At 46.8% G+C, this 11660-nt stretch carries 8 protein-coding genes; 1 reads left to right on the forward strand and 7 read right to left on the reverse strand.

Annotation, left to right across the window (positions count from 1 at the left end):
* Nucleotides 1–93: 93 nt before the first annotated feature.
* From ACFQV5_RS08965 to ACFQV5_RS08990, 6 genes are all read right to left on the reverse strand, one after another.
* Nucleotides 94–948 carry a phosphate ABC transporter substrate-binding protein gene (locus tag ACFQV5_RS08965; RefSeq protein WP_379245816.1) on the reverse strand — a complete coding sequence of 285 codons (855 nt, stop codon included), beginning with the start codon at nt 946–948 and terminating at the stop codon, nt 94–96.
* Nucleotides 949–1016: 68 nt separating this feature from the next.
* Nucleotides 1017–2414 carry a stalk domain-containing protein gene (locus tag ACFQV5_RS08970; RefSeq protein WP_379245818.1) on the reverse strand — a complete coding sequence of 466 codons (1398 nt, stop codon included), beginning with the start codon at nt 2412–2414 and terminating at the stop codon, nt 1017–1019.
* Nucleotides 2415–2734: 320 nt separating this feature from the next.
* Complete coding sequence (locus ACFQV5_RS08975) at nt 2735–5422, reverse strand: family 78 glycoside hydrolase catalytic domain (RefSeq protein WP_379245820.1); 2688 nt, start codon at nt 5420–5422, stop codon at nt 2735–2737.
* A gap of 307 nt (nt 5423–5729) precedes the next feature.
* On the reverse strand, nt 5730–6689 hold the full coding sequence (locus ACFQV5_RS08980) for a serine hydrolase domain-containing protein (RefSeq protein ID WP_379245822.1): 960 nt from the start codon (nt 6687–6689) through the stop codon (nt 5730–5732).
* Between the two features lie 217 nt (nt 6690–6906).
* Complete coding sequence (locus tag ACFQV5_RS08985; RefSeq protein ID WP_379245824.1) at nt 6907–7368, reverse strand: hypothetical protein; 462 nt, start codon at nt 7366–7368, stop codon at nt 6907–6909.
* A gap of 176 nt (nt 7369–7544) precedes the next feature.
* Nucleotides 7545–8441 (reverse strand): SDR family oxidoreductase, encoded by an 897-nt coding sequence (locus tag ACFQV5_RS08990; RefSeq protein WP_379245826.1) that lies wholly within the window; start codon nt 8439–8441, stop codon nt 7545–7547.
* Between the two features lie 273 nt (nt 8442–8714).
* On the opposite strand from ACFQV5_RS08990, the gene ACFQV5_RS08995 reads away from it, so the two are divergent.
* Nucleotides 8715–10625 carry a beta-N-acetylhexosaminidase gene (locus ACFQV5_RS08995; RefSeq protein WP_379245828.1) on the forward strand — a complete coding sequence of 637 codons (1911 nt, stop codon included), beginning with the start codon at nt 8715–8717 and terminating at the stop codon, nt 10623–10625.
* Between the two features lie 77 nt (nt 10626–10702).
* On the opposite strand, the gene ACFQV5_RS09000 is transcribed toward ACFQV5_RS08995, so the two are convergent.
* Nucleotides 10703–11656, reverse strand: coding sequence for an ABC transporter permease (locus tag ACFQV5_RS09000; protein WP_379245830.1), 954 nt, complete (start codon nt 11654–11656; stop codon nt 10703–10705).
* Nucleotides 11657–11660: the final 4 nt, after the last annotated feature.

Here is an 11660-nt window from a genome sequence, read left to right on the forward strand (position 1 = left end):
GGGTTCACCCTCTCATAAAGAGAAGCCAGCTTGGCGTCCGTGCGCTGTAGCTAGCTTCTCTTCCTTATGAAATACGAATGTTAAAGATCAAGCTTATTTTACAGCGGACAGTGGAATGAATTTCAGTTTTTTGAGTGAACCGTTCTGGAATTTACTGCTTTGGATGTATTCAATGAACGCTTTGGTTGCACCGGTTGGTTGACCTTTCGTCATGTAGTAGCCGATTCCCCATACCTTGTAACTTCCGTTCAGCACATTTTTCTCTGTTGGAGCCACGCCGTTAATTGAAATAGCCTTCATCTTACTCGTCACATATGGAAGGTCGATATAACCGATTGCATTCGGCGTCGTTTCGATCGTGGTCTTCATGTCACCGCTGGAGCCAACTTCCTTGTAGTTATCCCCTTTGTTCATAAAGTCTGTGCCACCCAGTGCTTTTTGCTGAAAATTAACGCGCGTTCCGGAACCGAATTTACGATTAACGACGACGATATTCGCATTGGCCCCACCAACATCTTTCCAGTTGGTTACTTTACCTGAGAAAATGTCCTGCAATTGCTTGGTCGTCAAGCTTTGCACACCTACGTTCGGATTCACTACAGCGGCAAATACAGTTACCGCTACTGGATTCGCTACCAGACCATCAAACTTCTTGAATCCAGGTACATCCTTGGAAGCGTCCCAATCTACTGCACCGATATCGGCGATTCCTTTACGGACCGATTGTGGTCCCGTGATCGAACCTGCTGCAGAAGCAGAGACTCTGACTTTGGGATTGTCTTTCTTGAATTCACTTGCTGCTTGAAGTGTAAGTGGAAGAAGTGCGGAGGAACCGTTGATAACAATGTTGCCTTTCAGATTACTTTTGGCTGCTGCGGCAGAAGAAGCGCCGCCGACCAAAGATACGGCCACCATAATTGCCGTTAAGGATTTCATCCATTTTTTCATCGTATATAAACCCCTCTCCATTTTGGAAAATCATGAATCTGTAAATTACCGCTTTAGAAGTAAAGCCATTACTTTGTAACCGACTTCCAGGAATCACCTGCGCTCACAAAAACCTGATCATTCTTAACAATCGCGATTTGTGATCCATTCACAACGATAGAAGATACATCAGAGGATACGGTGTACAGCTTCGTTTGCTTGCCAGTCAACGTATCGATGGCATAAATCACACTGCTCGTATCATCCAGCGCTGCCAGAACATACAGCGTGTTCTGATGGAGAACGACTTGCTCCACATCATGATCTGTAAATATTTTGACCATCTGAGAAGAGCTGTCTACAGACATGAGTGTTGCTTTATCTTCCGCAGAAGGCACGCTTACATAGTAGGCTTTCAAGCCATCGTTCGAAACCACAAACACTTTGTCATCCGTTGTGGAGGTAAGCGCCGACGCTTTTGGTGTTGAATTTTCAATGTTAAACGCATTAATTTGCGTCTGATTCGAAGAGAAGTCGATCGATACATTGTCCTCATCAACATTAGTCGCATCAGACGTTACCGTACCGAGTGTCGTTACCGTGTATATAAATTTCTTGCCATCCGGAGAGACACTCAGGTTCTCCTTGTAATCCACCTTATCCTCAACGATCTTCGTCATCACCCCATCGCTCAAGCTGAGCTTGGCAATAACCGATCCCTTATCCCCTTGCAGGAAATAAATCTCGCTTCCGTCTGTAGACCATACGAACTCCGACTTAATGCTGTTGTCGTTCGTGATCAGCTTAGAGGCTTTGCTCTTCAGATCCACGACATAAACTGCACCTTCAGCAGAAGAGTACGCCGCTTTATCTCCACTAGGTGCAACCACCAGATCAGAGCCGCCGGTCGTCGTCAACAGCAGATCGTATTGGCCGCTAGCTGTATCGATCAGATAATCCGTTCTTCCGTTCTCACCCGATTTGGAGACAATCAGCTTGCCCGCTCCTGCGAAGCGAGGATTCTCCGCACCTTCGAGCAGCTCTATAGTGCTGATCTCGATAACTCCCGCATTCCGAACCAGCGTACCGCCAAGCCCGGAAATAAGCGGACGAACAGCAACATAGCTTGAGCCTTCGATGTTAGTCATGGGTTGTGACATGTTGGAAGCCGTACCATCAATGATGATCTGCTTCGAGTTTGATCTGAGGACCACCGTATGGTCATTCAGCTTGATCGTTGTCGTTCCGCTACGTACATCAGCTTGCGCACTGAACGCTGTGATCAGATCACGTACGGATACGAGCGTTTCACCATTTTTAATGATAGAACGGACCGAAACCGTATTGCCGTTGATCTTAAATGAGGACTGCTGAACTTTCCCTGTCGCCGCAGCTTTCGCTGCAGGTGCAGCCGATACTGCGCTCACAACAGAAGTACTAACTACAGCAGTAACCATCGAAACTACTAACGCCTTCTTCATCAACATTGGCTCATGTCACCCTTCTTTTTTAGCATTCAAATCAATTTCTCTTCTTATTTATTAGTACAACCTGATGCTTGAGCTATCGCGAATCGATCTGAGCGACCCTGGCTCATCCCCCCAAACTCTCCTGCGCTGATTGTAAAATTTATCCTGATATGATGTTATTATAGGAGCCATTTGTAAACGGATAAGCCTATATTTGTAATTGAATTGTCAATATTTTCATTTCAATAATATTCTTCTAGGTACGCGCAAAAAAAGTCCCCACCTCACTTAGGCTGCTCTGGAGCAACCCCTAGGTGGAGACTCTATGGAATCTTAATCTATTCGGAATAATGAATCCTAAATTCATATTCCCCGGACAATAGTTCGAGATTAAGTGATGCATCCTTTAGATCGCAACGAACAATGCCATCTACTGTCGAATGACCCAAATCCGATCCCCATATGGCCCTTCCGCCAGCGGTTAAGACTCTAATAGGGTGTGAGGTTGAAGCATCTAGCATTAATCCCGCGCTCATCATACAAGGGATGGTCACTCGAAGCTGGATAACCGATTTCGACACGCGCTCCCAGCGTACAGCGATATGTCCTCTTACCGTGGATACGACGGCTTCTGCAAAATCCAGATCTAGGGCAAAGTAAGGTCGTATTAGCACGGAAGCGAACCCTGGCGCACTACACTGAATACCGCAAATATATTCCTGAAGCAAACGGGCCGGATAGCCGTTCCACGCATGGCAGTGGGATTCGATGTCATCCCATCCTTCCCACATGGTTTCTGCTCCTTGCGTGATCATATACCCCCAACCGGGGTAGTCTGTTTTACTAAGCAGATGGTAGGCCAGCTCCTGCCGCCCCTCTTCGAACAAAAGTCGTAGCAGCGGTAATGACAGCACGGTTTTGCTCTCCCACGGCTTCTCTGAGACAGCATTCACAGCAGCTTCCCGGTGTTCATCCGGCAATAATCCGGCGTACAATGCGAGTGCATTAACACCTTGGTGGAATGCATTGGAGCCCGAACTGTCATGCAGCAGCTTACTTGCTGGATCGTATAAATGGCTCAGGATACTTTCCTTCAGTCGGGCGGCTTGCCTGGTATATGCTTCTTGATCCTCCCTTTTGCCAAGCAGCGCGGCTGCATCTGCTGTAATGCGCAGTGCCTGCCATGCTTTAATCTGCTGTACGGTAAGATGATCGCCCTCATGCTCTACGGTTGGATAAGGCCAATCACTAATGTGCCAGGCAGAGCCAAGTGGTATTAAGCCCGTTTCTGGCGACAGATCTGACATATAGGCATCGATCATGACTCGCATCGGCTCATAATACCGATGGAGTAACTGTTCATCTCCACTAAACAAGTAGAGCTTCCAGAGCAAAGTTGCGTAATGCATATCCCATTCGGGAATTTGAATAAAAAAATCGGGATGCTCATAGTTCGACGGATAGACAAACGGGAAGGTGCCATCCTCCAATTGACCATCCGTGAAATCCTGCAGCGTCTTATTCAATACGCCATAGGCGTCAAAATTGTACAGCAGCGTCTCCGCCTGCAAATCCGTATCGGCTAAATACTGCGCCTGCTCACGGTGCGGACAGTCAACCACCTGGCCCAATACATTGTTGCGCTGTGTTCGCAGACTGACCTCATACAGCTTGTTGATATGCGGTGATGAACAGTGAAAATGCCCCGTCTTCGCCATGTCTGTGCTGACCGCGATTACCTGTAGCTGGCCTTCGACCAACGGCTGCGGATATCCGTTAACTTCAACATACCGAAAGGCTTTGAAGCTAAAATCAGGCTGCCATGTTTCAATGCCGCTCTGTCCATGCATCGTGTATATGTCATAATAATTGGATGAATCCTCATTACATACGTTGTGGGCAACCCTCCCCTGATCATCAAGCGACTCGGCGTAACGCAGCTGTATCGAAACACCAGCTATACCGGGCAAGGTGATCTTCGGCCAACCCGAAATAATTTTCCCCGTATCAAATACCTGCACCCATTCCTCATCACCGTTCAAGAACGGCTCTGTTGTAGCAACCGGAAGAATGCACTCAAACTCCCTTGCCTCTGGTATCTGCTGCCACTTCAGTTGCCACTGCTGAACAGCTGAATGAGCAAGCACCACAGGAGCACATTGCTCCTCACCTAACTCTAACTCAGATGTGAGCCAGCTTGGATCGAATAACGACGCATCGTAATCCTCTATACCCGATAGACGGCGGCTCTGCTGATAGGGGGTGCCAATCCGGTGCGGAATAAGTCGCAGCGATTGCCATGTCAGATCCGAGTTAACAAGCTCTTGCGTCCCATCAGCATACTCCACGTGCATCTGCAGCAGAAATCCTGGCAAGCCATTCACATAATTCTGACCACTGCCTCCCAAATAATGAGCAACTGCGCCGATACAATTAGCGCCTTGCAACAACAAGGAAGTGACCTCGTAAGCCAAATAATACTTGGTTTGCGGTAACCCCGTAGGTGCCGGCGATCCATACCCGCCAATACGCTCTCCATTGACATACAACTGAAATACGTGATGGGCGGACACATATACTTTGACCCGAACCACTGGCGCCGAAAGCACGAATGTTTTACGAAAATAGGTATAATCGTTGATCTGAATATCGCTCGATCGCCAAATCCACTGCGCCTGCCAGTCACCGGGAAATAATCCTGTCTCCCACCATGCCGGATTCATTTCATAACCGTTACCGTCTCGATCCCACACGCCTACTTGCCACCAATAGCGCGTATTGCTCTTAAGAGACGGACCACCGTATAGAAGGTGCAGCTCAGGACCCATTATCCTTCCACTATCCCATAACAGACCTTTACCTTCCTGATAGAGTCCCTGCTCGGAAGTGGATAGTTTCACCCGGTAAGCAGCCGACTCCTTACCACCTTTTGCACTTTCTAATTGCCATGAGAAACGTGGCAAAGGCACATCCAATCCAAGCGGGGAATCCAGCCCATTTACGAGTGGTTTAACAATGGTTAGCATAATGAAACAGCCCCTCCCATCTACTTCCTTTCGTTGAACAGTTAGCTTTTGAATCCATAAAAAAAAGAGAATCGCACAACGAAAACATTTCGTTATCAAGTCGATTCTCTCTCACAATCACGTGCATGATGTGCCGATTTCCCTATGTAGACCCAGTGATTGCAAATGGTGTGCACTTAACCTAGCTGCAAGATAGCCTAGAATATACGCTACACCTAAATATCAGCATAGTAAATGGAGTATTTTCACCCTCTTTATAGCGGATCGTCTGTCCGCAACATATTCTATCGGCGTGATCTCTAACCCCTTAGCGTTCCGCTGCTTCTGGTAATAACAGCGGGACAATCCATTCCCGGAATACATCAACCTTATGCCGGTCTTTTTTACGTTTATCCTCGGTCAGCACGATGACCGTCTCCAGTTGTGGAACGACATAGACGAACTGACCACCAAAGCCTCGGGCGTAAAAGTACTCATAAGATACGCTAGGATCTTGTCCATTATCCGTAGAATAGAATGTATCGACCCACCAATGCCATCCATACCCGCCGGTCCAAGGAGGATCAACGGTGATGCCGTGCTGGGTAGATTGCCACACCCGTTCTGCTGAAATGAGTTGCTCTTGCCCCCATCGCCCTTTTTGCAGGTAAAGCTGTCCGAATTTCATTAGGTCGCTCGCCTTCAACCACAAGCCATAACCGCCAGTATGTACGCCCTGAGGATCGATCTCCCATTCATAACTTTCGATACCCAAAGGACCGAATAAATTCAGCTCAGCGAACCGGGCAGTTGTCATACCGGTAACCTCGCATAAGATCGCTGATAACATCTGTGATACACCGGAATTGTACTCGAAGCGTGTACCGGGTGCTTCGGATAACGACTGCTCCAAAACAAAGTCAACCCAATGCGGCGATCTCGTCATCCGGGGAAAGGACTTTTGCCCACCAAATTCCGTCCAATTGAAGCCAGCCGTCATGGTCAGTAAATGCTCCAATGTGATTTCCCGCTTACGGCTATCGCTGGACTCCGCAAGCTGAGGAAAAAAGTCGGCTGCCGGCGTTGTCACTTCCGGAACAAGTCCGCGATCCATACCGATGCAAAATAGTGCAGAAACAATGCTTTTAGTACAGGAATTAATTTTGGCAGGCTCGTCCTTAGCTCGCTGATCCCGGTAATATTCAAAAACAGTTGTTCCGTATTGGTTAATGATACAACTTCTTAGATCGACGGAGGAAACGGCCTTTTGTAAACCTTCAAAGTCCATGTTCTAACTTCCTTTATGCTGAATTGAGTGCTGGGTAATAGTTGCTGGGATTAAGTCTTAAACGGCCTCCCGTTAGTAACTAAACCACATGTCCATGATGTCACGCCAAACTCCTAATGTCCATTCACGCAGAAATTACGAAGTCCTTTCATATAGCAAAAACGAGCCGCTGGATCAGGCCCAAGACTCGCTTTATCGCTATGACCGTCTTATCACATCAGTTATCGTATTCACTTAATGTATGCAGATTAAACGTCTCACTGGCCATCGATCTCCCATCTATTCCTAACACTTGAACTCCTATATGGTTGTGGAAAGATTGACCCTTGATGTCCCATTTAAGGGACCAACCATCATCTCCATCGATATCATAACCGATCAGCTCTCTTTCCTTACCAGTCTCCGTACCTGTAGGAGAAGACCAGAATAGGACTATGTCAGCATGCTGAGCTTCAACATGGATTGTTAATGTTTCAGCATCTTGGGGGACAACCCACCACCCGTCTTTTTTCTTGGCATCGGTATAGACTTTATCGATCTTGACCTCTGTATTCGTTAAATTAGAAGGAGCATCTGAATTGGGCTGATCTGTAATTGTTTCATGCTCCTCGCTTTGAGAACAAGCAGATGTCAAGACCATTATGAATACAATAAAAAACACTATAAATATTCTTTTCATATCCAACCTCCGTGCGTTTAGGCATGTTCTTTTTCAACAAAAATTCCTACTTATAAGAAATAACTCGAATTATGAAACAAAGTTACACAAAATCTGCATCTAAATTTTCTCTGTTATTTACATAAAAAAAAAGACCTCGCTATGGAGGTCTTTTTTCGCTTTCGCTGTAGATTCCATTATGGCGTCGGCATACCGCCGTTCGCGTTCAATGTATCGCCAATCACATAGCTGGACTCCTGGCTGGCTAGATACACATAAGCTGAGGCCATTTCTGCTGGCTGTCCTGGACGGCCGAGCGGTGTTTCCGCGCCGAATTCTGGCAGCACCTCTTCCGGCTGACCGCCGGTGATTTGTAAAGCTGTCCAAACCGGGCCGGGCGCTACGGCATTGACCCGTATCCCTTTGCTTGCTACCTGTTGGGCAAGAGCCTTAGTGAATGTATTGATGGCAGCCTTGGTCGTTGCGTAATCCAGCAGGATTGGTTCAGGGCTGTATGCCTCAATAGAAGATGTATTAATAATGGCGCTACCTTTAGGCATATGCTTGATGGCTGCTTTGCAGAGCCAGAACATCGCATATACATTCGTTTTAAATGTCGCATCAAATTGTTCTGTCGTAAGGTCCGCAATGTCCTTCACATACTGCTGCATACCGGCGATGTTCGCCAAAATGTCCACGCCGCCAAGCTGCTCCACAGCAGCCGAGACGACCTGCTCACAGTATTTCTCTTCCTTCAGATCACCTGGTACCGCAACGGCTTTGCGGCCGGCTTCTTCTACGAGTTTGACCACCTCTTTAGCATCTTGCTCCTCTTCCGGCATATAGGACAGGACCACATCTGCACCTTCCCGAGCAAAAGCAATTGCCACGGCTCTTCCGATGCCGCTGTCCGCCCCGGTTACAATCGCCTTTCGGCCAGCTAAACGCCCGGTGCCTTTGTAAGTTGCTGACCCGTCATCAGGCCGCGGCTTCATCTCGGTCTCGAGACCTGGAGGCGTTTGCTGCTGCTTAAACTCCGGCGTAGCTTTCTGATATTGTTCTGCAGGGTCCTGAAATTTGTATTGATCGCTCATCGTACGTTCCTCCTCTGTAAGTCTGATATTGTGTAGTACGTAAGATTACTGAAACCCGACGAGTTTATATAAATGACTCAGCCCTCTTTATTTAACCAATAATGGTTTTTCACAAACTCAGGTTGGCTCTTCATTCTTGGGTTAATGGACTAAGAAGTATCACGGTGACTAAACTAATGATTGATTTCCCCAAGAGATTCCAATAACATTAAACATTATAATGATATAATGTTTATGGTTTCACAACATCATACATGCAAAGGGGATATTCAAATGAAACTGCATTTCGAGGGTCGAGTTTCGGATCTGATGCCCGGTATTCAGTCTTTGTTAGATGAGGTCCAAGTAGATTTGAGCGAGGCCGGAATTCCAGTTCAAGTCGAAGCATCAGAAGGAGATCTGGAGGTCGGTCTGGAGGACAGCCGCGCCTATATTCGTTACGGGAAAAAGCATCAGTTCTTCCGGGGACTTGGACTACTTATTCAACATAGCCGCACGAGCGACCAATTTCATATTCAAGAGAAACAGCAGTTTGATGACATTGGACCGATGTTCGACTTATCTCGCAATGCTGTACTTACGGTAGACAGCTTTAAATTAATGCTGAACAAAATGGCTTTAATGGGCATGAATACCGTCATGCTATATATGGAGGATACATACGAAATCGAAGGAGAGCCTTACTTCGGATACATGCGAGGACGTTACACACACGAAGAACTGAAAGAAATTGACGATTATGCAGATCAATTCGGAATTGAGGCCTTCCCAAGCATCCAAACCCTTGCCCATCTGGAAGAGTTCCTGAAATGGGAACCGGTCAGACATTACAAGGATACCAAAGGGGCTCTACTCGTCGGAAGTGAGCAGACAAATTCTCTGATCGAGAGAATGATTGATGCAGCAAGCGCGCCATTTCGTAGTAAAAAAATCCATATCGGCATGGATGAAGCCGAAGAACTTGGACGGGGTAAATATCTAGACAAAAACGGATACGATACGCGTTTTAATATCATGATCTCGCATTTGGATAAAGTGCTTGAAGTCGTCCGCAGCCGCGGTTTAAAACCGATGATGTGGAGTGACATGTTCCTGAAGCTTGCTTCAGGCAACGGTGAGGATTATTACAACAAAGAAACTTCCATTCCCGAAGAAATGGCTCGCCGCATTCCTAAAGATGTAGACATGGTGTATTGGGATTACAACCACATCGAGGCTGAGGACTATGAGAAATTGATTGCCAATCACAGACCACTCGGCTGTAACTTGGTATTTGCGGGCGCAGTATGGATCTTTAATACGTTTGGTGTGAATTATGGATTGTCTTTGAACGCAACTGATGTTGCGCTGCAAGTGTGCAAAAAAGAAGGTATTCGCGAGGTCTATGCCACCATGTGGGGAGACGATGGGAATGAAGGGAATCCTTTTGCCGCCCTGCTTGGTTTACAACTCTATGCTGAGCACGCGTATTCGGAACAGCCACCAACGCAAGCCCAGCTTGCAGAACGGGTTAAGTTCTGTACAGGTATTGATATGGAAACCTTCCTGCAATTAAAAGATCTCGATGAGATTCCTGGTCAAGAACCGAACAATGCCAAGCAAAGTAACCCTTCAAAGTTCTTACTTTATCAGGATGTGCTTCTTGGATTGTTTGACAAACAAATCGAAGGTCTTGAAGTGGCGAACCATTACGCCAATTTGGAGCAAAGTATACATGCGAGACGTGATCCGAATGCGGAACTCGATTATTTATTTGAGATGCCTGAAAAGTTAAGTGCTGTGTTGAAGCGTAAAAGCGAGATCGGCATTGCGCTCAAACGAGCTTATGATGAGAAAGATATTGATACACTCCGAACAATCGCTAAGAACGTACTACCTGAGATTTCGAAGAGTGTCCAGGAGCTCCGAGCGGCACACCGGACGCAGTGGCTCCGGATGTTCAAGCCTTTCGGATGGGAGGTCATTGATATTCGTTACGGCGGTATCATCACGCGTCTGGATACAGCATCCTTAAGAATTATCGACTATGTCGAGGAACGAATTCCAAAGATTGAAGAGCTGGAACAAGAACGACTGGTATATAGTACGACCAACCGTTCCAACAACAAGGGAGTTGGCTGGTGCAGCTATTATTACCGGATGGCTACGCCGAATGTCTTCTTCCATGTATTGAACCCTTTCTAAGCAAGAGAAAAACCTCTGAACGACACCAGTTTAAAACTGGATAGTCAATTCAGAGGTTTTTTGTTTTAATCGAATCGTCATCGTTTCCCAGAATCAAATGGTTCTCCTGCAGCTTTTGGCGCGTTAGATGATTTAGAGAAGATCACCAACGCAATCAAAGTAGCTACATAAGGGAAAATCTTTAGGATAACGGGTGGAAAAATGGCAAGTGACGGAATGACCTGCGATACGTTAGCCACCGTTGTAGCAAAGCCGAAAAATAGGGTAGCAGCTAAAATACCAAATGGTCGCCACTGTCCAAAAATCAGGGAAGCCAGGGCAAGGAAGCCGAGGCCTGCAACGTTTCCGGTAAAGGCTCCGCCGTACGTAAGCAGGATAATCGCGCCGCCGAGGCCAGAGAAAGCACCCGAAATCATAACACCGATATAGCGCATGGACTGAACCCGAATACCAGCTGCCTCTGCAGCATGCGGATGCTCGCCGCAAGACCGTAGGCGTAAACCGAACGGTGATTTATATAGCAACAACGTGCTAAGTACAAGTAACAGAAGCACTAACCATGTCGTAATATACGTGCTTGAGAAGAACAATTTCCCGATCACAGGTATATCAGACAGCCATGGTATATTACCACGGTTAAAACCTCTAGTGATGTCGATCTGACCACTGCCTGTAATATTACGAGCCAAGAAAATGGTCAGTGCGCCGGCAATCATATTGATCGCCATCCCGCTTATAATCTGATTGGCACTCAGATTGATACTCGCAAAAGCATGAAGCAGAGAGAACAGCGCACTCGCCACTGCTGCTGCAATAAGTCCAACCCATAGTACCCATTGTTCGTTTGGCCATTGTTGTTGCATTTTAAAGACGGTAAAGGCTCCAATAAAAGAACCAATAATCATAAGTCCATCCAAGCCGATGTTCACGACCCCGCTTCGTTCACTGAACAGAGCGCCTAAGGCGGTAATCAAAAGCGGGATGGTGTAAGCGATGGCATACGGAAAAATCTGTTCAATCGTTGTCCACATGTCC

It is taken from the genome of Paenibacillus sp. GCM10028914, from assembly GCF_042666275.1.
In the GTDB taxonomy this organism is placed as follows: domain Bacteria; phylum Bacillota; class Bacilli; order Paenibacillales; family Paenibacillaceae; genus Paenibacillus_AQ.

Bases quoted from the DNA above. Each gene is read 5' to 3' on its own strand.
- ACFQV5_RS08965 (WP_379245816.1), bottom strand. From the start codon at position 948: ATGAAAAAATGGATGAAATCCTTAACGGCAATTATGGTGGCCGTATCT.
- ACFQV5_RS08970 (WP_379245818.1), bottom strand. From the start codon at position 2,414: ATGTTGATGAAGAAGGCGTTAGTAGTTTCGATGGTTACTGCTGTAGTT.
- ACFQV5_RS08975 (WP_379245820.1), bottom strand. From the start codon at position 5,422: ATGCTAACCATTGTTAAACCACTCGTAAATGGGCTGGATTCCCCGCTT.
- ACFQV5_RS08980 (WP_379245822.1), bottom strand. From the start codon at position 6,689: ATGGACTTTGAAGGTTTACAAAAGGCCGTTTCCTCCGTCGATCTAAGA.
- ACFQV5_RS08985 (WP_379245824.1), bottom strand. From the start codon at position 7,368: ATGAAAAGAATATTTATAGTGTTTTTTATTGTATTCATAATGGTCTTG.
- ACFQV5_RS08990 (WP_379245826.1), bottom strand. From the start codon at position 8,441: ATGAGCGATCAATACAAATTTCAGGACCCTGCAGAACAATATCAGAAA.
- ACFQV5_RS08995 (WP_379245828.1), top strand. From the start codon at position 8,715: ATGAAACTGCATTTCGAGGGTCGAGTTTCGGATCTGATGCCCGGTATT.
- ACFQV5_RS09000 (WP_379245830.1), bottom strand. From the start codon at position 11,656: ATGTGGACAACGATTGAACAGATTTTTCCGTATGCCATCGCTTACACC.